Source organism: Flammeovirga pacifica (genome assembly GCF_000807855.2).
Lineage (GTDB): Bacteria > Bacteroidota > Bacteroidia > Cytophagales > Flammeovirgaceae > Flammeovirga > Flammeovirga pacifica.
The window spans coordinates 4,343,849-4,369,557 of record NZ_JRYR02000001.1 but is presented as its reverse complement, the minus strand read 5'-3'; the positions used below and the strand labels follow the sequence as shown (position 1 = coordinate 4,369,557).

Sequence of the window (25,709 nt, the reverse complement as noted above, 5' to 3'; positions counted from 1 at the left end):
TTTATTCTTGTGGAGTGCTTTCTGATTTTAACAGTATAGCATAAAAGTTAATACCAAAGCCTGCTACAACTATAATTGGGCCTACAGTAAGGCCTAAAGCACCAAATCCCATTGGAGCTGATTCCATAGACATAATGATAAAACCTAATGCAATCGTAAAGATGCCTATTAACATCCAAACAAAGTTTTTCTTACCGAAAGCCAAATGATCTTTTTTATTGCTCATTATTCAAAATTTATAATTTTAGAAATACAAAGTTAAAAGGTTATGTAGTATAAGAAAAAATATGAGAAGATATTACGTTAAAGTCTCTGAAAAAGGTGCAGGTTCTATTAAAACCACTTTTTCTTTATCTACGACTACTAATCCTGCAGGATCTCCTTTTCTTTTTCTAACAAATTTCTTTGGTGTGTAAATTACAGGACAAAGCGTATCTGTTTTTCTCTGAGAATAATAAGCGGCAATTGATGCTGCCTTCTCAATAACATCTACAGGGAAATTAGGTTGTTTTGACTTCCATTTTACAACTACATGAGACCCTGCCACATCTCTTGCATGTAACCATAAATCTCTTTTATGTGCAAAACGTTGAGTTAGTAAATCATTATTGACAGCATTTTTACCAACCCAAATTTCAAAACCTTTGTATTCAAATTTTCTAAACGGAAAAATAGGTTCATTTTTTTGAAGTTTCTGCAATCCATTAGTCTTAATGTATTTCCGAATTTCTCTTACCATTTCAAATTGATCCAACGCCTCACGGTGTTTTTTCAATTCTTCCATCTCATCCTCTTTTTGCTGAATATTAACCTCTAAGTTTTTGACCTCTAACTTCTGATTTTTAGCCTTTCGATAATACGTCTCAGCATTTTTCTGCGGTGTCAATACCTCATTGAGATTGATCTTTATATCTTCCTCATTATAAAAATCAAATAGTGTAATCTTCTTCGTTCTAGGAGGAATATTATGAAGGTTGGCCATAATAATATTCGCTATTTCCTCAAAACGAGCATTTTCTGTCAATTCTTCATAACGAGCATAATGCTTTTTCAAATAGCTCTTCGATTGCTTTAAACGCTTATCGATTTCTTTAATTAAAGGACCTTTTTCTCTCTCGACAAAGTATCTTTTTGAGAAACGATAATAAAATTCATTGGCTGCTTCAATAGGATCATCAGATTCTAATAAAGTGGTTGCTCCATCAAGCTGGAATAATAGAAATTGAACTTGCCCCTCTAATTCTTCAACATAATATCTCGGTGATTCTAGCTTTTTGACTAAATCAGATACTCTGGTCCATTGCTCAACAGGTGAGACATCATTTAAACCATTCGATTCGAGATAAGCATTGGCTTCTCTTCCTAAAGTGGGATAGGTTGCCTTAATACCTCCTTCTAAAAAAGCTTCTTGAGATTGATCAATTTCTCTGTCCAATGTGCTGACATCCATATTTTGATCCTCAATATGTCTTTTTTGAAAAACAGTATTTACTTCACCCTCGTGGATCAAAAGTATATTTGATCGATTACCGTACATTTTAAACAGTAAACCCCAATCATTTGTCATTTTTATTAAAAAAGCCCTTTCGTTGTGGTACTGTATCACATCTTCCACCTCTTGATCGATAGCCTCTTTAAATAAATCGATACTATTGACCTTCTTTCTTTGGTAATCCAGAGGAAAAGTCAAAAGATTAAAATTAGGAATAAGTGAAGCACGAATCCATTGCTCTCTTGCTCCTTTATAGAACCCGATCATCAACTCGTCTTTACTTTGACTAAAGCATGCGCCTAAAGTCATTCCTATCAACCTCTCTTTTAAGGCCTGACTTAATTGTCTGAGGAAATAATAATTATTGAACATCTTCTTAGCACTCTTTATAAGAATCATTTATTTCCGATAAAGAGTATATATTTTTAATAATGTAAAATCAATCTTTAATAGAATACAAAAAAACACATATATATGGTATAAAAAAAGCCCCAAGAGCAAGGCTTGAGGCTTATATATCATTTTTAACGATTATGGTCGTCGATAAATATTATCATCATTTTTATAACCTGATTTAGTTTTATACCAATCCGTATAATTATCACCACTAGCTTCTGCCCAAGTTTTAAAATGATTATAAGCATTAGTGATTTCTACATTCTCATAAGGGTAGTTAAACTCATTTGCCACTACATTAATAGCCCATGGATGATTTAAACTTGTTTTATAGAATATATTTTGATCCATGTCTGTATTATCGTCACTTGATTTAAAATAAGAGTCATCAGCCAGAGCGGTAGGTTCATAATTTGGTAAATGTACTTCTCTTCCTCTTTCTTGATCAATGAATATAAACGGATTTGGATAGGCTGTAAAAGACGAATTCGATAACTGATTTGGATTGATACCTAATGTTACTGTGAATTCATGTGGAGTCACATAATTACTTGATGGTTTCACATTAACAAGAATATCACTTGATGACATCAAAGAATAAGCGTCTTCAAAGAAAATAATGGATGCTTTCGTACTCCCATTCTCTGTGCCATTAGAAGCAGTGGTCACTACACCCTGATCTAAAACTTGTCCAGATGTGGTATTGACCACAGAAGCATTAAAAGGAAATTCTATTCCAAATCCATTATGATAGTAACCTCCTATTGCAAAGATTTTTGTATCCATTACGATATCTCTAATGTAATAATTAGCATCTACCACCTTTTTATATTTGACACCTATCACGAGATCGTTAAAATCATAATCTCCTTTCGCTGGCCATAAATCTTCAAAGCCGTAGGTAGAAAAATTAGATTTATTATTGATATAAATATTGAACGCTCTTTCACTATCGTTAGGATAATCCTCTTCATGATCATATAAACCATCACCATCAGAATCTACAGCGTCAGATATATCTTCAAAATCATCAGTATCAAATGCGAAAGGGTTACCAGTTAAATAAAACATACAATCGTTGAAATCATTGTCTCCACCAGGTCTACTAATATCTTCAAAACCTAGAACCACTAAATTCCTTACATCATCCTTTAAAGCTACAATGTGCTGTTTGTATCCATCAGGGGAATTGTTATTTAATAGGTAGTTACTATACTTCACCTGATTTCTATATTGTGGAGCCTCTATACTAGTGTTCCAACCATTAGGAATTAAAACCCAACCAATAGAAGTATTAGCATCAAATCTACCTAAATACACTTTGTCCCCAGTTTCTAACTCTCCTCCTGCGTATTTATAAGAAACATTTGGAAATACCACTTTAATACTGTCTATATCATTTGTTGTTTGTGGAGGATTGCCTGTAGTGTATGTATAATAGGCTAAGGTATTTCTATAACCTGCCCCTTCATGAACAAAAGTGATCCAAATATCTGCATTTTGAGTAATTTTGGTATCGTAATTTATATCCTTTAAATAATCAGGATTGTAAGTTGGAACAGGTCTACGTTCTGGTAATGAAGCATCGATATCCTCCATTAGATCTTGCGAAACTGTATCTGGGTTAATCAAGTAGTCAGGTGTTCCTTGGTTATTCCAACTACCATAAACGTTATGCAAAGATCCTGAATAAGCTACCCTAGAAGAAGAGTTGTTTACTTCTTCGATATCGTCATAAATAAAATTATCTCTAAGTGACAAATAATTTTGCCCTGTTGAAACATTATATTCAAAATACTGTGGTACTCCTACTTTTAAAGCTTTTATATATACTTTTGATGTACCTCTTTCTAAACTAAACGTTGAAGTAAAAGTAGTACTACCTTTCAAAACAGCATTTCCAAGCAAAGATTCTTCGTTAAATGTATTGGTAGAATATATTTCTATGGGAACATTAGACAAAGAATATTCTTGCTTTATACTTAAACTATAAGTTTGAGTAGTTGAATAATCAAAAGAAGCATCAACATTTAATGTTTCGAAGCTGTTGTTACTTTCTATATTATCTTCATTTTTATCCTTATTACAAGATGAAATAATAAAGATTAAAAAGAGTAGTAGAGTTGAAAAATATCTCATGTAAATAAATATTAGGTGATAACATTTCAACCCTAATGTAAGTTCATGAGTTCGAGAATTTGTTTGATTATTCTTTTCTTCCTATCATTTCCTTCACATTGTACTATTCAAATTGTAATTCCTTTAAATCAGGTTGTCCTGCATCCACCCAACAAGTAAACCAAAAGTCAGCGATTCTTTGTATTGACATTTTCATTCTTTCACTAACCATATCTCCAACAGCATCATTATATAATTTTGTATATAGTTTTGTGGGTTGTAACTGTAAAGTAGCTCCTCTCCTTTTCACAACGTATTTACCTTTATCTCCTAGTTGTTTACTGATTTTTATCTCATCATCTAATACTTGTTTAACTAATGAATGAGATTCTTCCAAAGTCGACCATACTGTAAGTGGTATATCATCTATATATTCTGCTCGATGCAAATCAATAACATATTGATCATAGTATGTTTCGGGCAAAGTAGATTCCCAAAAAGCATGAATTCCCACTTGATTAGTTAACTGTCCATTATAATTTTTAGTGGTATGTAAAGGCACATGTAAATCAGATAAATAATGCCCCACCTCTCCAGCATATTTAATAATCAATTTGGCATTCCTTTCTTCAAAAGCCTTCCTTAATAAATAATAGTGTTTGATTACTTCCCAAGGAACAACTCCATTAGACATTAAAGAATCTTCAGAATATTTAAGTAAAGCATCATCAAAACGTAATGGTGTAATAAGTAGAGAATCATAATATTCTAAATCGATATAATGTTTACTTCCCTCTTGGTCCAATAACCCTTTTCGCTGATCTGGCCGAATGGCCCCTTTTTTAATATCAGTAATATTGGACTTAAAAAAATAGAACATCTCATCTGGTAAAAGTAAAGATGCTTGTAGGTTGATTTCTTGATGAGCGAAGAATCCCCAAAAAGTAATAGTTAGAAATAGATTGTACATGAATCGTTAATAGTTAATACCTCACAAGTATAAAACTATTTTCAATTAATCAAAAATGATAGAACAATAAGGAATAATGCCTCCATGTCGAGACCCTCCTATTTAAAATTAGATAAAGGCTAAAATCGAAAGAATTCAATATTCGCATTTTGTTTAATCAATGAAAAAAAATAATAAACAAAATAAAACTAGGGAAATTGTCATAATTGCAAAAAACTATCGACCAATAATATAGAAAGCCATTTGGGTCAAAATAGCCCCACAGATGCATAAAAGTAGTTATTTATTGATTTTTAGGCATATAGCTTATACTATTCAATGGAATAAAACAGAAATATCAGTCCAACATTATAAATTTTTTCTGTTTAACTATAATTAAAATTTATTAAACAAAATTTGGATTGATAAAAAATAACCTATACATTTGTTTCAACAACAATGAGAAAAGTTAAACAAAACACTTATAACACTTACCATTATGACAGCTATAGATTTCAATCACAAATTGCAGTATTTAATCCCAGCATTAGAGCCTTTCGCTTTCAAATTGACTAAAGACAATGCAAATGCGAAAGACCTAATTCAAGAAACAATGTTGAAAGCTTTTTCTAATAAGGATAAGTTTATGGCAGGTACTAACATGAAAGCTTGGGTATTTACTATCATGAGAAACACTTTCTTGACGAACTACCAAAAATCAGCACGTCAAAAGACTTTCATTGATACTTCTGATAACTTACACTTTATCAACAGCACTTCTACTAAGCAAGAAAATAACGCTTTTAGCCAATTTGCAATGGAAGACATTCAAGAAGCTATTCAAAATCTTGATGACACGTACTCAGAGCCTTTCATGATGTATTTCAGAGGATTCAAGTATCATGAAATTTCTGATAGATTATCTATTCCAATCGGTACTGTAAAAAACAGAATATTTTTAGCTAGAAAAGAGTTAAAACAATCGTTAGCTCCTTATGCTGATAGATATTAATAACACAATTAGGTTCTACTAACCAATAATGCTGTTAAATTTGTAAAATGATACAAGAACAGCTTTATGATTTAGGCAATTATGCTTTTAGTGGGGCAATGAAACTAGCCTCCTTTTTACACCCAAAAGCAAAACAGTTTGTTGAGGGCAGAAGAGGGTTACTCTCTAATATTACTACCGATTTTAAAAATAACACAAGTCCAGTGGCATGGTTTCACTGTGCTTCTCTTGGTGAATTCGAACAAGGACGTCCCGTAATAGAGGCTTTCAAAGAGATTTTTAACCATTATAAAATTGTTGTTACTTTCTATTCGCCCAGCGGATTTGAAGTACAAAAAAATTACGATAAAGCTGATTTTGTGTATTATTTACCAATAGACACAAAAAAAAATGCATCAAAGTTTGTAGAAGCTATTCAACCTAAAATAGCCTTCTTTGTTAAATATGAGTTTTGGCACAATTATCTAAATGCATTAAAGAAAACATCTGCAAAGATAGTTTCTTTCTCCACCATATTCCGACCAAATCAAGCCTTCTTTAAAGAAAATGGAGGGTTTCAACAGAATATGTTGAAACAATTTGATTACTTTTTCACTCAAGATCAAAGATCATTTGATTTACTAAGTAGCATCAATATCAATTGCAAAGAAATTGCAGGGGATACCCGTTTTGATCGAGTAGCTGAAATTTGTGCCAAACCAAAGGATATTCCATTAGCAGCAAAGTTTAGTGAACAACAAAAAGTAATTGTTGTGGGTAGTTCATGGCCTTTAGATATCGATGCATTAAAAAAATGTGTCAATACCACTAACAATATAAAATGGATTATTGCACCTCATGAAATTTCAGAATCCAAAATCAACCTCATAAAAAATACATTTTCAGACAAGAAAGCGATAACGTTTTCTACTGCATCTTTAGATAATATTCAAGATTTTGATATTCTTATCATTGATAATGTTGGAATGTTATCATCACTATATCAGTTTGCAACAATAGCCTATGTTGGAGGTGCTTTCAAAGAAGGTTTACATAATATTTTAGAGCCAGCAACATTCGGTATCCCTATAGTAATAGGTGCAGAATATTCTAAATTTAATGAAGCAATTTCTTTAGTTGAAAGAAAAGGTGTTTTTAGTATAAAAAATGGTGATGAATGTCTATCAATTATCATTAGATTAATTGAAAATGATAACTTTAGAAGTACTACAGGTAATGTTACTAAAAATTACGTTGCAGAAAACCTTGGTAGTACAGAAAAAATTATCAGTTATTGTAAAACAATAATTTCAGAAAACGAATAATTCGATTTAAGTTTACAAAAATCACTCTATCAGAACATCATTTTATACTAATATGATGTTTTATATTTCACAAGAATGGCAAAAAAAGGGAAGAAGAAAAAGCTAGTTAAAGAGGTTATTGGAGACCTTAAAGTAGGTATTATTACTAAATCTACTGGGCTTTGGTATGAAGTTGAAGACAAAGAAACACGACAGTTTTTTAAAGGAAGACTTAGAGGTAAGTTGAAATTAAAAGGCATGAAAGTAACTAACCCAATTGCGGTTGGCGACTTTGTCAACTATTCCTTAGAAGATGAAGTGGAAAACACAGTCATCATCCACGACATTCTTGAGAGAAAAAATATCATTTTAAGACAATCTACCCGTAAAAAGTGGCACGGACATATTATAGCCTCTAATATTGACCAAGCTATTTTGATTGCTACACTAGCTCTTCCTAAAACATCTTTAGGTTTTATAGATCGTTTTTTAGTTGCAGCAGAATCTTACGGTGTCCCTACCTATATTATTTTTAATAAAGATGATTTATTGGAGGATGAAGACCGTGAATACTTAGATCATTTAAAAAGTATTTATGAGCCATTAGGTTATAAGTGTCTACGCGTTTCTGCTATCGAAAATCAGAACTTAAACCCACTAAAAAGTATCATATCTGATAAAACTTCTTTACTTGTTGGTCATTCTGGTGTGGGAAAATCTACTCTATTGAATAAATTGGCATCAAAAATGTATCAACGTACTGATGAAGTCTCTTTATATGCCATGAAGGGTAAACATACCACAACCTTTGCCGAAATGTTTACTTTAAACGAACACAACGGACATTTGATTGACACTCCTGGTATTAAAGAACTTGGAATAATGGGTATCGAAGAAAATGAAATTGGACACTTTTTCCCTGAAATCCGTGAAGTAATGAATGACTGCAAATATAATAATTGTACCCATGTTCATGAACCACAGTGTGCCGTTAGAGAATTGGTTGATAGTGGAATTATTGCAACATCCCGTTATTTAAGTTATTTAAGTATGATAGAAGGTGACGACAATAGAAAATAAATTTTATTTTTTTTCGTTATTATTTTATAATCAGTTTAGAAACCAAATAATCTATCATTTTTATCACATTGATTACAAATATTCAATAATATGAGAGAAGTTCTTGTAGAGAAAGTAATACCTAAAAAATCCTCTTTAATTGAGTTTTTGATCTACAATAAGCAAGATAATATTCTTCAAGTATCGTATAAAAGAGGAAAACATACAGGAAAAGTAATCACTTACAATAATTTCCCTGCAGACTCATTTGATATGATAATTACTTCAGAGTCACAAGGAAGAACATTATTAAGAGAATTAAAGAGATATAAGAAAGAAAAAGACTCTTTCTTTAAGTTTTTCATTAATCTATTTACTAAGAATAATAAAATACCCTACTAAATACTACATTTAGTACTTTTTAAACTTGCAAGCCTACTATTGTAACATCATCTATCTGTTCTGCAGAGGCTTTCCACATATACAGGTAATTTTCAAGCCACACTTTTTGTTCTGATAAAGATTGGTCTTGAGCAATTTCGTGTAAAATTTTTCTAAACTTGGCTATACCAAGTCTTTTCTTTTCAGTATTAAACTGATCATAAAAGCCATTAGAAGTAAGATATATCAATGCCCCCTTTTCTAAATTAATCTGGTGTTCTATAAAACCTTTTTGACGTACATGTTCTGGCTCATTACCTATAGCTCTTCTTGTACCTTTTATTTCATGGAATTCATTTTTCTCAAAATAGAAAAGGGGTCTTTTAGCTCCTGAAAAAGTAACATTGAATGCTTTTGTTGACTTTTCTAATCTCAATGCCAACATATCCATTCCTACTAATGTTGGGTCTTTTGCCGATTTTTCTCTTAACAGCTCATCCATTTTCTCTAAAATATTGGATGTAGAAATAGATTCATCGATCACAATTTGCTCTAAAAGTTGCATACCGAATAACGATTGAATTCCTCCAGCGGTACCATGACCTATACAATCTGAAAGGATGATATAACAAATTTCTTTTCCTTGGTCTTTAAAGGTTTTCATCCAATAAAAGTCACCTGATACCTTTTCTTTTGCTTTAAATAATACAAAATAGTCCTCAAAAAAAGACTTCATCTTTTCATCTGATGGCAATACTATTTCCTGTAATGATCGAGCATAGTATAACCTTTGTGTCATTTCTTTCTGTTGATAATTTAATTTATCATTTACGGCCTTGAACCTATTAATCTGTTTATGTAAAACTTCTTCTCTATTGGATAGTACTTTATTTTGACTTTCGACCTGATTGGTTCTTTCTTTGATCAATCTTTCTAAAACTTCTTTATCATACTGTACTTTTTCATCATATAATTTAAATGATACATACCCTAGCCCCCCTAAAAATAGAATTATCCCAACAACTCCATACAATGATTTATACCATTTTTCGACTACATTAAATTCAAACTCTGCTGGGGCACTCCAATCATATTCACCAATTTGTTTTGCTTTTACTTGAAAAGTATAGTGTCCTGTTTCTAGTCCTGAAGCAATAAAGTTATTTTTCCAACCTAAAGATTTCCATTCCCCATCATTATACCTGTATTTAAATTCTACCATCGCTCCAGGATAGGATAAACTACTGAAACCAAAATTTATATAAGATGATGATGAAATTTCCGTTTCTGGAGAAGTGATAAAATCGAATGTGGCATTATTTATTTTAGTAAAAATAGGTTTTGGTGTTTTCTTGAGATGCATTTCACCACTAGAAACACCGATACCCGTAGTTGTTCCTGCCCACACCTCATCATCATTACTTATTAGCATAGATCTAAATCCCAAAGTCTTACTTGGTAATCCTGATAGTTCATCAAAAATTAAAAACTTCTTCCAATTTTGAATCCGCATGACCCCTCTGTTGTTGGATATCCAATACACCTCTTCGTATCTAGGGTCATTCTTGATGGTCTTTACCTCGCCTAAATCAATATCATCTATATTTTTCAATAATAGAGAATCTTTAGTTAAGATTGACAAACCAAGATTAGTAGCTAAAATACAGTTTCCATTATCTAAGGTTAAGTCATTTACATTAAGATGAATGGTATTTTTAAAGTTTAACGGCATGGATAAGTTGACAAACCTATCTAACCTTTTACGGTAGCTAAATAAATAAGTATCATTCCCGTTCCCTCCGGCATACAGTACTCCTTTATCTACTTTTAATACATTTATTTTACTTCCAAGCCCTTTTTCTCTACCATAACTAATTGCTACTTTATCATTTTTCAATCTATAAACTCCACCATGGTCTTGCGTAAACCATAACTCTCCTTTTCTTTCTACAATGTTATATATAGCACCTCCTCCCTCCGAACAGTCTACTTTTTTTATGAAATTACCATTCTCATCGTACACCAATAAAAAACCAATATTCGTAGACACCCAAAATTCTCGCCCTCGTTTCAATAATCGTAGAGCAATCCCAAACTCAGAAGGTATTTTCCATACATTTTTAATTATTTGATGTGACTGATTTGAGAAGTAGATATTCCTACCATCAGTAAAAATAATCGTATTACCATCATCTATAATATCCTGGATATAACCATTCATTACCTCCTCGAAAGGCTTATCAAAATACTGCTCTTTTAAAAGAGTTATACCATCATCTGTAGACAGCCAAATTTCGCTTATATCTTCTACATATATAGAGGAAATCACTTTTGAATTTACTCCATTTAATTTCTTTACTTTGAATTGTTTTTCTGATGTATCCAAAATAAAAAAACCATTATTCCAAGAAGATGCCAACCAAAGGTCTTCAGTTACGGCTTCTACCCAAGAAGGAGAAAAGTCATTTAGCAATAAAGGCTGTGATAATACCTCTGTTCCCGATTTATTTAACCAAAGAGAAGATAATCCAGAATCTGTGCTGACATAAATAACTCCATCCTTAAAAAAAGCATGATTTACTCTATCTAATTGAGTTAATAAAGGAATTTCTTTAAATGAACTGTCTGATGGATGGTACTGATAAAAATAACCTGCCTCAGAAAAAGCATAAATCCCTAACCTCCTGTCTTCAATAAGAGAAAATGACCTCTGAAAATTGGTAGGAATATCTTTTTCAGAAAATTGAAATCTTTTTTTAATCTGAAACTCATCATCAAGCAATGTGATGGAATGATTGTCTGCAATCCATATTTGATGATCGTTGGATTCAAATATTTGCTTAGGAAACCATAATAAAGTATCTGATGCATAAGCATCACCTTCAATTAATAAATCTATAGTTGGATTGGAAGCAGAAGCATTTAATTTTACTAACCCCATATCAGTTGAGGCTAATGTAACACCTTTCGAAGTAGTAAAAATATTTTTCACATAAGGACTAGGTAATCCTTCCTTTATTTGAAAAAAACTTTTTCCATCAAAACGAATGAGTCCTTCATCCGTGGCTGCCCATACAAAACCTAAACTATCTTTGGCAATAGATTTTACTAAAGGATTTTGTAACCCCTTTAATTCATTGTAAGTTGAAATGTTCCATTGTGCATAAACAGCATGCTCTGTGTTAACAAAACAATGAAGGATAAATATCAGAATTATATATTTTTTTTTAGTAAAAATATTCAAATCAATAAAACTTTGGGTCACGTTTTCAAATAACAGAAAAAAAGTCAATAAAAAATTTAGTGAATGAAACCCTCTTTTCATAATTAAAAACGAACATTATCAGTTTAATTCTAATACATATAATTTAGATGAAAAAATTAGCTAAAAAGCAATATTGATTTTAAAGAAATACCTACTTTAATTTGTAAAAGATTCGTGCGGAAATGGCCTCTATATTTTAATAACCTATACTTCAATTGTTAATGAAAAACTCATTAACAAAAATCGAATAATATTGCAGTTAATTCAACATATTTTATTCATTTTCAAACGGATACGCTTTCATAAGTTGTTTTTTTCTACTAACTTTTAAGGCGACATACAAGTAGTAATAAAAGAAAAAAGAAGACATACCATACATCTGTTTATCTTTAGGTAAACGGTTCAAACTTTTCTAAAATAATGATGACATATAAATTCACCCTCGAAAACAGTTTTCTTGACAAATACAAGGCTGTTAAACCTCCTTTTGGTTTTAATGGACTTGGAGAGTTAGTATACATGCGTACTTATTCTCGTTTAAAAGATGACGGCACTAACGAAGTTTGGTGGGAGACTGTACAAAGAGTTGTTGAAGGAACTTATACCATTCAAAAAAATCATATCCTTAAATACCAATTAGGATGGGACGATAATAAAGCGCAATTATCTGCACAAGAAATGTTCGACCGAATGTTCAATATGAAGTTCTTACCTCCAGGTAGAGGACTTTGGGCAATGGGATCTGAACTAACAACTAAAAGAAACTTATTCGCTGCACTTAATAACTGTTCTTTTGTAAGTACAGAAACAATGGCTAGCGACCCTACAAAACCTTTCGAATTCCTTATGGATATGTCGATGTTAGGTGTAGGTGTTGGTTTTGACACAAAAGGTGCAGATACTGTAACTATTTACCAACCATCTACAGTGGATAAAGTTACCTATGTTATTCCTGACTCACGTGAAGGGTGGGTAAATAGTACTGGTATGTTATTAGATTCATTTTTCCATGCAGGAAGAGTGAATGTTGAATTTGATTATTCAAAAATTAGAGAAGCAGGTTTACCTATTAAAGGATTCGGCGGTATGTCATCTGGCCCTGGTCCATTAATGAAATTACACGACCAAATAAGAACAATGTTTACAGGGAGACCTGATAGTGCTACTATTACAGTAACCGACATTGTTGATATCATGAACATGATCGGCTGTTGTGTGGTTGCAGGTAACGTTAGACGTTCTGCTGAAATTGTTTTTGGTGATCCAAATGATGATGAATACTTAAAATTAAAAGACTACCGTTGGAATTCAGAAACGCAGCAGATGGAGGGATCTTCAGCGCATCGTTCTGAGTATGGATGGTCTTCGAACAATTCAGTATTCTCTCATGTAGGCATGGACTACAACAAAGTTGCTGGTCAAACTGCTGTAAATGGTGAGCCAGGTTACATTTGGTTAGATAACATGAAAAAGTTTGGACGTATGGGTGACGCTCCAGACAATAAAGATAACCGTGCAATGGGTACAAACCCTTGTGCTGAACAAACTCTTGAATCTTACGAATTGTGCTGTTTAGTGGAAACTTTCCCTACTCGTGCTACTTCTAAAGATGATTACTTAAGAACATTGAAGTTTGCTTACTTATATGCTAAAACTGTTACTTTAACAAATACGCACTGGCCTGAAACTAACCGTGTGTTGTTAAGAAACAGACGTATTGGTACTTCAATGTCTGGTATTGCTCAATTTGTTGAGAAACATGGTCTCGATACATTCAGAGATTGGTGTGATGATGGTTACAAAACTATTCAAAATTGGGATACAATTTATGCAGAATGGTTATGTGTTACTCCATCAGTAAAAACTACTTCAGTTAAGCCTTCTGGTACTGTATCTTTACTTCCTGGTGTTACACCTGGTATGCACTACCCAGAAAGTAATAATTACATTAGACGTATTCGTTTATCGAAAAAATCTCCATTAATCGAAAAATGTATTGCTGCTAATTATCATGTAGAACCTTCTGTATCTGAATCAGACACAATGGTAGTTTCTATTCCTGTAGAAATTCCAGGAGTAAGAACTGTAAATCAAGTTGGTATTTGGGAACAAGTTCACTTGGCAGCATTCTTACAACGCTATTGGGCAGATAACCAAGTTTCTGTTACGGTTACATTCAAGAAAGATGAAGCCAATCAAATTGAGCCTATCTTGAATTACTTCCAATACCATTTGAAGTCGATCAGTTTCTTACCAAAATTAGAATTAGGTAACACCGTTTATCCTCAAATGCCTTACGAAGAAATTTCGAAAGACAAATACGATGAATTGGCAAAACATATTAAGCCTTTGAACTTTGATGAATTGGGACAAGGTCAAGATGTAGAAGCAGAAAAATTCTGTGATGGCGATCACTGCCAACTATAATCTATAGTTACATCAATAATAAAGAGTTGGAAATAGAAGTTTATACTTCATTTATTTCCAGCTCTTTCTTTTTTATATCATAAATAGGAATAATTGGTAAAATTCGGTAGAGTACACCGTAACAGTATACACCTAAAAAACCTCCGGTGGCATCAGCTATGAAATCTAAAAAATCACCTTCTCTAGCATCTAGAAGTAGGCCTTGTAAAATTTCAGTAATGCCTCCCCAAGATAAAACAAGAAAGAGAACTCCACTGATGATCTTTTGCTTATTATTTTTAAAGAATTGAGCACCACAAAAAGAAAACATAAGGCAAGCGGTAAAAATACCAAATATGCCAAAGTGAGCTACTTTATCAAAATGTGGAATTTTAGAGAAAAAATTATCAGGTTCTACGGGCTGTACTGTTAATAATAGTTTGATGGTAATCAAAAACCACAAAAAAGAAGGTAGTAACCATAAAATATCTTTTCCAATTCCATTCTTGTTTTCTATTTTCGTCATATCATTGATTTAATTAAGATACAAAAGTATGCGTTCTACCTCATTTTATATAACCTTCCTCCTTACATTTCTTATTTTTACGGCATCAACAGCCCAAAATTCGAAAAAACTAAAAGGTAAAGATGAAGTTATTTTTATCACAACAGACTTAGGTGATATTGTTTTATTATTGTCTGATAAGACACCCGAACATAAAAAGAATTTCATCAAATTAGCTAAAGACGGCTTTTATGATGGAACTACATTTCATAGAGTATTAAAAGATTTTATAATTCAAGGTGGAGACCCTAATACAAGAGCTGGTGGGGATTCAACTCGTTTGGGTATAGGCAACCCTGGTTACACACTTAACAGCGAGTTTACAGATGAATTAAAACACGATTATGGAACGGTTGGTATGGCTCGTCAAGATGATGAGATCAATCCGAGTAAATCCTCAAGTGGATCTCAATTTTATATTGTTCTAAATAAAGAAGGAGCACATCATTTGGATGGTGAATATACGGTCTTTGGTAGAGTAATTAAAGGGATGGATATTGTAGAAAAAATATCACTTTTAGAGATAGATTCTGATGCAATTCCCATCAAAAGACATGAAATAAATATAAAAGTTGTTAAACTTAAGCGCAAGAATATTGTTAAAACCTTTGAATTAGATAATTTTTAGTTCGAAATGGAGAAAAAAAAGGTGATTATCAACATTCAGTAACAAGTTTTAGGGAATCGAAATTATTTTTTATCAGTTTTCTAATTAAATTTGCCTTGTTCAAAATGTAGGATATTAATCACTGATTACCTTTAGGTTCTCAGATCAAACATTTTGTTTTTACAGTATTTAGTTCGCAGCAAGATTATAAGAAACTCTTAGAGAAATGACAAAAACAACAATACTTACAATTTTAATGATTCCCGTTGTAGCAATATTGGGATATTCATTATACCATAGTGTTTTTGACACCATTAAGGAATCAGAAGAGATCCGTATTTCTGAAAAAAATGTGATCCTTAGATTAAAATTGATTCGTGAAGCTGAAACAGCTTACTTCCAACGTTATAAAGAATATACTGGATCGTGGGATACATTAGCTATGTTCATCGACAACGATTCTATGTACAACGTACAAAAAAGAGAGATTATTCAACCTCGTAAGAAAAATGATCCTCTTTACTTTACTCGTACTGACTCAGTTCGTATCGAATACGATACAATCAATGCTGTACAAGTAAGAGATCAGGTTTTCAATGGTATCGAATTCGATGCTAACAAATTGAAAAGAATACCTGGAAAGAAAGGAAAAGAATTTAAACTTTCTGCAGATAAGATCAAAAAGGGTAATGCTACTGTAGCAGTGGTTGAAGTTATTGACCAATATCCTCGTGATCCACATCGTAAAGAATCTAACGTATCTCCTACAAAGAGATTACTTAAATTTGGTTCTTTAAGTGAAGCTACAACTGCAGGTAACTGGGAATAATATTGGAAGATCTGCTATTTGAATCAGTCAGATACTCCGTACATTCAGACAGCTTTGATGTTGCTCAACTTGCTAATTACAGTTTGCATTTGAGGATACATCAAAGCTGTTTGACTATAGGAGTATATGATACCGAAAACAACGAGTGCCTCGTTCTTGAATCTTACAATTACGACACAGCACAAAACACTACTGCTCTTATAGTGAATTTGCATAATATTGTGCAAAAACACTCTTTCTTAAATGCCGCTTTCTGGAAGAATGTGCATATCATTTCTGCTCTTCCATCTTATGCGTATATTCCACAAGGAATCCACGATGAAGAGAGTAAACAGAATATTTTATCTTTAATTTCTAAATTCCATAAGAAAAAAGATAATGTTCATGTTCACCCTAAAGCAGAAGAAACAGAATTATGTTTTGCTATTCCTCATGAATTAGAAGAATGGCTTGCAGATATGTATAGTAATTCTGAAGTAAGCTTTACGCATTGTACAGAAAGTTTTATAGAAGAAGCCAATGCTATGTTCGGTAATGTATTACATTGCTACATAGATATTGATACTATTCTGATCACTAAATCAGAAAACAATACAATTCGTTTCGCTAATACCTTTAAGTATAAAACTTCTCAAGACTTACTTTATTTTGTCTTATTCGTTCTAGAAGAACTTAACATAGACCAACAAGAAGCAGAAGTTGTGATATGGGGAGAAGTAGATTTTAATGGCGAAAGCATTAAAACATTAAAGAAATTTATAAGAAAGGTATCTGCAGGAAAACGACCATCTGAAATTCGTTTTGCTTACCAATTTGATCAAGAACCGCAAGAACAAACGGCCATTGATGTTATTGGAAATATGAAATTAAAGTAATGAAAAGAATAGCTTTTTTCCCTGGCACTTTTGATCCTTTCACAAGAGGACATGAAGATATCGCTTTGAGAGGTACGAATCTATTTGATGAAGTCATCATCGGCATAGGACACAACTCTAAAAAGAAAAGGTTTTTTCCTGCTGAAGCAATGAGAGATCTCATTGATGACCACTTTAAAGATAACCCACAGATTAAGGTGCTACTTTATCAAGATCTTACGGCAAAAGTGGCTAAAGAGTTAGGAGCTTGTGTTCTCCTGAGAGGACTAAGAAATACTACCGATTTTGAATATGAGAATAGTATAGCCCAAGCCAATAGACATATTAATGGTTTAGATACTGTTTTTATTTATACATCACCAGAATTCTCTCACCTTAGCTCTTCTATTATCAGAGAATTACACAAATTTGGTCACGATGTTGGTGAATTTGTTCCTTTTTCTCTAGAAGTACCAGAATAACCCCTCCTATTTGGGAGTTTTATCGAATAATATTACTAGCATCAAAAACTTTAAGTTCACTTAGATAAACTTAAAGTTTTTAATGCTAAATTGCACTATACAGGATTTTCCAAAAAGGAAATCTAAATTTTTGGATAAATATTTTTTTATCTAACGGCCAGTTTGCCGAACCTATCTTAATAGATAGTCTAAATATATATATCATGGGATGTCAATCGTGTTCGACGATGGCATGTGGTGTTCCTACAGGTTGCGGAAGTAATGGTGATTGCCAAACAGGTGGTTGCAATAAATTAAATGCTTTCGATTGGCTAGGTGACATGGATCTGCCATCCTCACAACGCTTCAATATAATTGAAATAAAATTTAAAGGTGGACGTAAAGGGTATTTCAAAAATACTCACCATCTAGAGACTTATATAGGAGACCCACTTGTAGTTGATACAGGTAATGGTCATCATATAGGTCACGTTAGTCTTCAGGGTGATTTAGTTCGCCTACAAATGATCAAAAAGAACATAGAAGACGACGAAAGTATTCTTTCTATTCTGCGCCATGCTACACCAAAAGATTTGGAAAAGTTAGCTATGGTAAAAAATAGAGAGATTCCTACCCTATACAAAACGAGAGAAATCATTCAAGATATAGGCTTGGAGATGAAGCTCTCTGATGTAGATTTCCAAGCAGATAATTCTAAAGCTACTTTCTATTATTCTGCAGATGACAGAGTCGATTTCCGTCAACTGATTAAGGTTTTAGCAAGTGAGTTTAAAATTCGTGTAGAAATGCGTCAAATTTCATTACGTCAAGAAGCAAGTCGTTTAGGCGGGATTGGCTCTTGTGGTAGAGAATTATGTTGTTCTACATGGCTGACAGAATTTAAAAGTGTTTCTACTTCTGCTGCTAGATATCAAAACTTATCGTTAAACCCTTCTAAGCTTTCTGGCCAATGTGGGCGTTTAAAATGTTGCTTAAACTATGAGTTAGAAACTTATATTGATGCATTGGTAGATATTCCAATGATTGATAAGAACCTTCGTACTCAAAAAGGAGAAGCTCAATTACAAAAAGTAGATATTTTTAGAAAACGTATGTGGTTTAGTTTCCAAGGAGAAACTACATGGCATGCTATCTCAACAGAAAGAGTTGAAGAAGTTTCTAGGATGAATGCCAAAGGTAAATTCCCTGAAACTTTAGAAGAAGATATTGAAGAAAAAGCACCTGCTTTCCAAGAACAAAAGCTAAGTAGTGTCTTAGACAAGCAGCCTCTTCCTCAAAAGAAGAAAAAGAAAAAACCTGACAATCGTCAGAAAAGTGGTCAGAACAACCCTCAGAATAAAAGGAAACAGCATCCTCAAAACAAAAAAGGAGGAAATCAAAAAACTGGAGGACAAGGACCTCAACAGAAAGCCAATCCTAATAAAAAGGGAAATAACCCTCAAAAGGGGAATAAAAATCAAGTGCCTTCAAATAATCCTCAAAATCAAAAAAAGAAGGATGGACCTAAACGCCCTTTTAAACCCAATTTCAAAGGGAATAAAAGACGTAAAAAACCAAATAATAATGATGAATAAATTATCAAGCATCATCTTTAAATGGTTATTGTTCACGACACCTTTCTTATTCTACAGTTGTGACAGTACAAGAGTAGATGAGCAATATGTTGATTTTAATGATGGTTTCTGGCCAATAGACTCTTTGGCAATTTTTGATTTTGAAATAGAATCTCCGAAAGAAGATTATAATCTATATACTTATATCAGAAATACAGACGATTACCGTTATCAGAATATATATATCAAATACTCTTTGATTTATAATAATGAGGAATCTCAAGATACTATTATAGATAATACTATGAGTGATTTTCAATTGTTTGAAATAAAGTCTGGAAAACCTTTCGGCGAAATGGAAACGTCATTAGGTAATAGCAGTACAGGAGCAATTTTCAATCACCCATTATTATTAAAGAAGGATATTTCTTTTCCTAAAGAAGGAAATTACACCTTACAAATACAGCATTACATGAGACAAGACTCCCTTGAAGGAATTATTGGGGTAGGCTATCGAATTGAACATGCTTTATAAAGAAAAAGGATGAAAGTTAAATAACTTTCATCCTTTTTTTTATTCTTAATATGGATATTCTATTTCAAACATATCCTTGTATTTTTCTTGCTGCTTTAACACATGCTCAATAGATTCTGTCACAATCTCTCCCATATTTTCACATTTTAGGAAACGGCTATTTTTATAATGATTGGATAGCTCATCTCTTAACATTTCCACATTTTGATGCGGCGCTATAATATCTTTTCTCATGGTCTTTAGAATATCTTTGGCTCTATGCCTAAATCCCATGACCCTTGTCGCAATCATAAACCTTTCCTCTGCTTGATATTGTCTTACCGATTCCCAAGATATTTTACCCATACCAAGTTGAATGACAGGATTATTCTGACGATAAAACTGAGGCATATAAATATTTCTTCTTCCTTCATAGCTTTGCTGATCAAAATCTATGGGACGAATTCTATAGTTGATTTCATCAAAATCTGGCACCATTAAAACAACCCAATTGGAAGAGTGCATATCTCCTAATAATTGAACAAAACAACGTTCATTAAACTTGATAAACTCCTTAGCCAAACGCGTCTTATTTTGATGACCATCCTCTAAATAGTTATTGATAAACATATCACCTGGAATACCTGGAATATGTTCCTCTATCAATGTTTGTTCAGTAACTAGATAACTTACTTTGTTTGGAGATAATATATCTTCTAGTTCTAATCCATAAATACGAGAAGCATCCGCTACTTTGATATAGAAATAATCAAAGTTATCATTCACACGGTTCACAATACGAATTCGGAATGGCTTGGTATTACCATAAGTACACATATCCACTCTCTCCACATAAAGGTGTTCCATTACAGTTAGGTTACCATCTGCTCTAAGAGAAGCATATAATTCTTTTAGTGTAGAATAGATATGTTCCATATCGTCCTGTGGATAATACACAGTTACCCATAGTGAGTCCTCCCCTTGTGAATCATACAATGGCACAGCATTATTAAATCTTAGTAGATCATTATAATCAATCGAAATTGGTGACAATCTATCGTATTGATCCAAAAAATACTCTAATGGTTCGGTAACAGGATAAGGAACTTTTTTCTTACTAATTATGGCCATATGCTTGGATTCGGTCTAATGGATAAGACTTGGTTAACATTTATATCTAACGTACATGAACGGCCATTAATTTTGGCACTCAATAACATCTTATTTTTCTATGAAAATGTGATTATTCAATTTTAAATAAGTTCATCACATTTATATATATAAAATTACGTAAAAAATTAAGAGCATGTTGATGATATATATAATATATCATCAAAAATAACAGATAAAGAAAATAATTCTTTCTGAATACCCAACATTACTCAAACAAGTTTGCACCTCCCTTATTACTAATGCATCTTTGTCAAATAATTTTTACAGAGGCAGATAAATATGACAAAAATTTCTTACGACATCTTAGACATGGATGAAACTGAATACAGGAATCATTCAGCATTAGCCAATACTGACATCAGAAATGCACAACTTTTACTTTTAGGAAAACAGCCTCATACACCTAAAAAAGCACTTCGAGAAGGTACTTACCTTCATTCTGCCATATTAGAACCCGAAAGTTGGCTACAAATGGAAAAAAGCGTACCGGATAAACAAGCAAAAAGAATTAATAGAATTGCACAGACTGCTAGAAATTATACACTCATGCAAGAAATGATGTCACACCCAAGAGTGCAAATAGAAAAATGTGTTTTCTGGAAAGACCCTATCACTGGGTTAGCTTGCAAAGCAAAACCCGATTTATTTATTGAAGGAGAAGTTGTCATGGATTTAAAAACTACCTCTAGAACAATAAAAGGTGCTTTTGAAAATCAAGTATTAAGAAACGATTTTGACCGTCAGATTGCCTTCTATAATATACCTATTCAAGCTCCTATTGCCCGTGTGATCGGCGTGAGTAAAATATCAAAAGGAAAATTATTTCGATTAGATTGGAATAAAGAGGATGAATACCTTTCAAATGGTAGAGAAAAAGCGAATATTCTATTAAAGAAATTAGCAGATGATCCTCAATTAATTGAAAAAGTAATTGGTCTAAGAAAGTTTAAAAGTCCAAAATAGATTACTTGAATCCCTCATCACAAAGCTCTTATTTTTCTGATACAGAATTTTAAAGTATCTTTATGAAATATTTAATCAGTAATAATCTGATTATAAGCTTATTTTGTAAAAGTATCAGTATTTTAAAACATGCAATAAAGCTACTTAATACTACTTTTTTAATGATGATGAATTAAAAACCCTAATTTAATTCATCAAAAAACGACTATCACAAAACCCATTTATGAAATTATTTAGATTCCCAAACATCTGTATAATTTTAATCGGTATGCTTTTGCTACCGACGATTCTGTATGCACAAGACTCAAAGAATGAGAGTACTATTTTGTATGTAAAACTCAAAGGAGACCAAAATCAAGTCTTCGGCCCCTGGGCTAGAAGTTATTTAGAAGATAAAGACGAGCCTGCAAAAATGCTTCGTCCAAAGTTCTATATGCACTTAATACAAAGAAGAGTGCATAACTTATCAACAGAAAGATTTTTCCCAAGACCTTTTCCTGATATTTTAGAAATTGAACTTCAAGCAGGACACAATGTTGAGGACGCAATAAAAAAATTAAAACAACACCCGCTTGTTGAATACATCGAAATCGATGAATATGTTGGAGATTTGTATACACCTAATGATACTAGAAGTGGCGAACAATTTTCAATCAACATTCATAACTTAAATCAAGCCTGGGATATTAGCCAAGGAAGTAGTGATGTTGTTATAGGTATTCATGATTCAGGTTTTGAAATTAATCATGAAGACCTGATGGGAAATTTATATGTAAATGAAATAGAACAAAATGGTTTTGATGGAGTAGATGATGACAACAACGGCTACATAGATGATATTCACGGATGGAATTTTAGAAAAAACTCTACAGATTTATCCGGATCATCACATGGTATTACAGTTGCCGGTAGTGCAGCAGCTACTACTGACAATAATTTAGGAGTTACAGGCTCTGGATTTAATTGTACCTATTTACCCGTTGTTAGAAATAGATTAAGCTCGTTAGTCTACATTTGCGAACAACAAAACGTGAAAATCGTCAATTTTTCATGGGGTAGCCCCGGTAGCAATCAAATTTCTTATCAAGAAGTAATTGATTATTACACCTTAGACCCTGACCACGATATCTTATTTATTGCTGCGGCAGGTAATGACTTACATAATAATGTTCCTACAGATTATTATCCAGCATCCTATGAAAATGTATTATCTGTTACAGGTGTAGATGGAAGTAAAGTTAATACAAAGAGTACAAGAGGATATAAAATTGATGTAGCCGGAGCAAATGGCTCTTTATCTACCAATTCAAATAGTACTTATTCTGTTAAACACGGAACCTCGTTTGCATCTCCAACAGTTGCAGGTATTGCAGGATTGGTTCGATCAGAATTTCCAGAATTAAGTGCTTTACAAGTTAAAGAGCTGATTAGATATACATCAGATTCTACCTTCTATACTTTAGCAGGCAACGAAAATCTAAAATATAAACAAGGGTTTGGAGTTGTAGATGCCCATAGAGCCTTAACTGAAAAAGATAACATTCATGTTGCTAGAGGTAGTAACGTTACATTCAATAAATACAATACTGAAGACGTATTTGTTGCCCCAGGTGATACAATAGAAATCAATTTAGATTTACAGAATCTTTTAAATGGAAATAGTAACCTCAGAATCAAATTAACTCCGTATGAACCTGAGATGATAGCCATTGAAAATCAAATTACAGTTGGCCAAATATTAGAACTACAAAAAGCAAGTACTCCCAGACCATTTGTATTTAAATTAGACCCTTCTACCAATCTTCATAAAAATCATTATTTCAAATTAGAGTTTTTTGATGACGCCAATAACTATTATGATTGGCAAAACATCGAAATCAATTTGACATTACAGCAATATATTAGCTTTAACCACATTACGGGATATTTTAGACCTGATGGCTCATTGGGTACTTCTAATGGTCTTAATCTTAGTAACCACAAAATTACAAGAGCAACATCTTTAATGATTGTAGCTGATAATAAAGTGGTCGATGCCGCATATACAAATACTGTAAATGATATACGATCTGCTGATTTCCGAGGTACAAATACTATTCAACAAATCACCTCTTCGGCTTCTGATCCCCTCTACCCTGTATCAGAATATCGATTTGACTATGATGATGGTAACGCAACTACCCCAATAGGACTTGACATTACACAGAAGATATTTGGTAGATATGCTACTCACTTCGATAAATCAATTATCACTGAATATCAAATTACCAATAGTGGAGCAGGTAACTTAGACTCCTTGGCCGTTGGTTTATTTACAGATTGGCACTTTAGTTATCAAGGCAATCCTGTTGTTTTCCCTACAGATAGTTCTAGAGTATTTTACGATAATGAAACTCAAACTATCTTCCTTTTTCATGTAAATCAAGGATTATTTGGTGGGGTAAGGATGTTAAATACCAATGAAACGGTACATCTCCAATGTATGGATTTGATGGACCCGTCGAATTCAATTATAGATATAAGTCAAGATTTTACAGACCAAGAAAAGATACAAGCACTTACTTCTGGTGTAGGTACTAAATCTCTTGGAGATGCGATTGCAGGAACTAATATAGCTACATCATTTGGCGCTTCATTGGCCAATGTCAACCAAAATGAAACTGTACATGTTGGATTTATTCTTTCCTTTGGTGAGAGTTTCGATATTCTAGAAACGCAATTAGATTCTGCTCAAAAAATGGCTGAACATTGGTTAAAAGGACCTTCTCCAGAAATTGCCCATCAAATAGCAAATGAAGGAGAATTAGTAAATATCAGAACCAATAATTTTGATTCACTTTCTTTGTATAAACAAGAAGGAGATACTAAAGTTTTAAAAGGTAAAGGTCGTTTATTTCAAGTATTAATTGATAGTATTGATTATTACTATGTACAATCGCAAGGTAGATATATTTACGATGGAGATTTAGTACAGTTAACAGGTGTAGCAATACCGGTACTTTCTGCTACAAGTCCAGTAAATGTATGTAAGAATACTAATGTGATTATATCACCCAATGGATGTGCTTCATTTAACTTTTATGATAACCCTTTAATGGTATCTCCAATTCACATTGGACCATCATTAACATTATCTGATCTAGAAAATGATACCACCATTTATGTCACTTGTTCCATCGATAATAGTATCGATAACTTTATTGAAATTGATGTTTTACTCAAAAATACCATCAATAATTATCTATTATCAGACTCTGTTTCTTATATAGGTGGAGAAGTAACAGCCACGCTACAACAAACAGATGATGCAGTAACTTGGGAGTGGTATCATAATGGATCTTCATTAAATGCAGACGACCAAGCTAGTGTCAATATCAATTTTACTAAACAAGGAACACATGAAATAAGACTTTTTGCTACCAATGAAGCAGGCTGTACTTATATCATCACAAAAGAAATTGAAGTTTTTCTTGACGACCCTACTTCTTCAGTGGTCTCACTATTGGAGAAAAGTATAATCTATCCAAATCCAGTTAAAAACGGTGTGGTTAATATCACTGTTCCCTCTCAATTTGATCAATTCAAATTCGATCTTATTCATCAAGATGGAACAATTATACAAACACAATTACCATTTCAAGTAAATGGCAATGTTTATACTGTTTATTTACCAAGCCAACTCTCTTCTAATACCTATTTATTAAGAGGGCAAACTGATGGTGGTGGACATACTTGGAAAATCTCTATCGAATAAATTAGTGTTATTATTTACAATTGAAATGATATCACTTATTTCAAAAGTGCTACC

General features: G+C 32.7%; 20 protein-coding genes. 13 read left to right on the top strand and 7 right to left on the bottom strand.

What is annotated here, in order from left to right; translation table 11 throughout:
• Nucleotide 1: 1 nt before the first annotated feature.
• From NH26_RS17335 to NH26_RS17320, 4 genes are all read right to left on the bottom strand, one after another.
• Nucleotides 2–226: a DUF3098 domain-containing protein gene (locus NH26_RS17335; RefSeq protein WP_044220005.1), complete on the bottom strand. Its 225-nt coding sequence runs from the start codon at nucleotides 224–226 to the stop codon at nucleotides 2–4.
• Nucleotides 227–298: 72 nt separating this feature from the next.
• Nucleotides 299–1,891 (bottom strand): NFACT RNA binding domain-containing protein, encoded by a 1,593-nt coding sequence (locus NH26_RS17330; protein ID WP_084812220.1) that lies wholly within the window; start codon nucleotides 1,889–1,891, stop codon nucleotides 299–301.
• Nucleotides 1,892–2,023: 132 nt separating this feature from the next.
• The gene (locus NH26_RS17325; RefSeq protein WP_052431849.1) at nucleotides 2,024–4,027 is read right to left on the bottom strand and encodes an LruC domain-containing protein; all 2,004 of its coding nucleotides are present in this window, start codon (nucleotides 4,025–4,027) and stop codon (nucleotides 2,024–2,026) included.
• Nucleotides 4,028–4,130: 103 nt separating this feature from the next.
• The gene (locus NH26_RS17320) at nucleotides 4,131–4,976 is read right to left on the bottom strand and encodes a zinc dependent phospholipase C family protein (RefSeq protein ID WP_044220001.1); all 846 of its coding nucleotides are present in this window, start codon (nucleotides 4,974–4,976) and stop codon (nucleotides 4,131–4,133) included.
• A 478-nt stretch (nucleotides 4,977–5,454) separates the two neighbouring features.
• On the opposite strand from NH26_RS17320, the gene NH26_RS17315 reads away from it, so the two are divergent.
• The 4 genes from NH26_RS17315 to NH26_RS17300 all read left to right on the top strand — a co-directional run bounded on the left by NH26_RS17315 (nucleotide 5,455) and on the right by NH26_RS17300 (nucleotide 8,711).
• Nucleotides 5,455–5,967, top strand: coding sequence for a sigma-70 family RNA polymerase sigma factor (locus NH26_RS17315; protein ID WP_044219999.1), 513 nt, complete (start codon nucleotides 5,455–5,457; stop codon nucleotides 5,965–5,967).
• 47 nt (nucleotides 5,968–6,014) lie between these two features.
• Nucleotides 6,015–7,271, top strand: a complete 1,257-nt coding sequence (locus NH26_RS17310; RefSeq protein WP_044219997.1) for a 3-deoxy-D-manno-octulosonic acid transferase — start codon at nucleotides 6,015–6,017, stop codon at nucleotides 7,269–7,271.
• A gap of 75 nt (nucleotides 7,272–7,346) precedes the next feature.
• Entirely contained in the window at nucleotides 7,347–8,330 is a 984-nt protein-coding gene (gene rsgA, locus NH26_RS17305) for a ribosome small subunit-dependent GTPase A (RefSeq protein ID WP_044219995.1), read from the top strand.
• A gap of 90 nt (nucleotides 8,331–8,420) precedes the next feature.
• On the top strand, nucleotides 8,421–8,711 hold the full coding sequence (locus NH26_RS17300; RefSeq protein WP_044219994.1) for a KTSC domain-containing protein: 291 nt from the start codon (nucleotides 8,421–8,423) through the stop codon (nucleotides 8,709–8,711).
• 19 nt (nucleotides 8,712–8,730) lie between these two features.
• On the opposite strand, the gene NH26_RS17295 is transcribed toward NH26_RS17300, so the two are convergent.
• Entirely contained in the window at nucleotides 8,731–11,934 is a 3,204-nt protein-coding gene (locus NH26_RS17295) for a SpoIIE family protein phosphatase (protein ID WP_158021957.1), read from the bottom strand.
• 444 nt (nucleotides 11,935–12,378) lie between these two features.
• On the opposite strand from NH26_RS17295, the gene NH26_RS17290 reads away from it, so the two are divergent.
• A complete protein-coding gene (locus tag NH26_RS17290) occupies nucleotides 12,379–14,382 on the top strand; it encodes a glycyl radical enzyme family protein (RefSeq protein WP_052431848.1) in 2,004 nt (667 codons plus the stop codon).
• Between the two features lie 40 nt (nucleotides 14,383–14,422).
• Here the strand turns inward: NH26_RS17290 and NH26_RS17285 are convergent, their stop codons facing one another.
• Entirely contained in the window at nucleotides 14,423–14,887 is a 465-nt protein-coding gene (locus NH26_RS17285; protein WP_044219990.1) for a VanZ family protein, read from the bottom strand.
• A 28-nt stretch (nucleotides 14,888–14,915) separates the two neighbouring features.
• Between NH26_RS17285 and NH26_RS17280 the strand changes: the two genes are divergently transcribed.
• The 6 genes from NH26_RS17280 to NH26_RS17255 all read left to right on the top strand — a co-directional run bounded on the left by NH26_RS17280 (nucleotide 14,916) and on the right by NH26_RS17255 (nucleotide 19,786).
• The gene (locus NH26_RS17280) at nucleotides 14,916–15,554 is read left to right on the top strand and encodes a peptidylprolyl isomerase (RefSeq protein ID WP_052431847.1); all 639 of its coding nucleotides are present in this window, start codon (nucleotides 14,916–14,918) and stop codon (nucleotides 15,552–15,554) included.
• A 205-nt stretch (nucleotides 15,555–15,759) separates the two neighbouring features.
• On the top strand, nucleotides 15,760–16,362 hold the full coding sequence (locus NH26_RS17275) for a hypothetical protein (RefSeq protein WP_044219987.1): 603 nt from the start codon (nucleotides 15,760–15,762) through the stop codon (nucleotides 16,360–16,362).
• Between the two features lie 2 nt (nucleotides 16,363–16,364).
• Nucleotides 16,365–17,237: a DUF3822 family protein gene (locus NH26_RS17270; protein WP_158021956.1), complete on the top strand. Its 873-nt coding sequence runs from the start codon at nucleotides 16,365–16,367 to the stop codon at nucleotides 17,235–17,237.
• On the top strand, nucleotides 17,237–17,698 hold the full coding sequence (coaD, locus tag NH26_RS17265) for a pantetheine-phosphate adenylyltransferase (RefSeq protein WP_044219981.1): 462 nt from the start codon (nucleotides 17,237–17,239) through the stop codon (nucleotides 17,696–17,698). The genes NH26_RS17270 and coaD overlap by 1 nt, the downstream gene beginning before the upstream one ends.
• A gap of 203 nt (nucleotides 17,699–17,901) precedes the next feature.
• On the top strand, nucleotides 17,902–19,272 hold the full coding sequence (locus NH26_RS17260) for a PSP1 domain-containing protein (protein WP_084812218.1): 1,371 nt from the start codon (nucleotides 17,902–17,904) through the stop codon (nucleotides 19,270–19,272).
• Nucleotides 19,265–19,786, top strand: coding sequence for a gliding motility lipoprotein GldH (locus NH26_RS17255; protein ID WP_158021955.1), 522 nt, complete (start codon nucleotides 19,265–19,267; stop codon nucleotides 19,784–19,786). Before NH26_RS17260 ends, NH26_RS17255 begins: the two co-directional genes overlap by 8 nt.
• Before the next feature lie 45 nt (nucleotides 19,787–19,831).
• Here NH26_RS17255 and NH26_RS17250 read toward each other — a convergent pair whose 3' ends face one another.
• Nucleotides 19,832–20,896: a hypothetical protein gene (locus NH26_RS17250; protein ID WP_044219975.1), complete on the bottom strand. Its 1,065-nt coding sequence runs from the start codon at nucleotides 20,894–20,896 to the stop codon at nucleotides 19,832–19,834.
• Nucleotides 20,897–21,217: 321 nt separating this feature from the next.
• Between NH26_RS17250 and NH26_RS17245 the strand changes: the two genes are divergently transcribed.
• Together NH26_RS17245 and NH26_RS17240 are read left to right on the top strand one after the other, a co-directional pair.
• Nucleotides 21,218–21,901, top strand: a complete 684-nt coding sequence (locus NH26_RS17245; protein WP_044219974.1) for a PD-(D/E)XK nuclease-like domain-containing protein — start codon at nucleotides 21,218–21,220, stop codon at nucleotides 21,899–21,901.
• Nucleotides 21,902–22,124: 223 nt separating this feature from the next.
• Entirely contained in the window at nucleotides 22,125–25,655 is a 3,531-nt protein-coding gene (locus tag NH26_RS17240) for a S8 family serine peptidase (protein ID WP_084812216.1), read from the top strand.
• The last annotated feature ends 54 nt before the right edge of the window (nucleotides 25,656–25,709 follow it).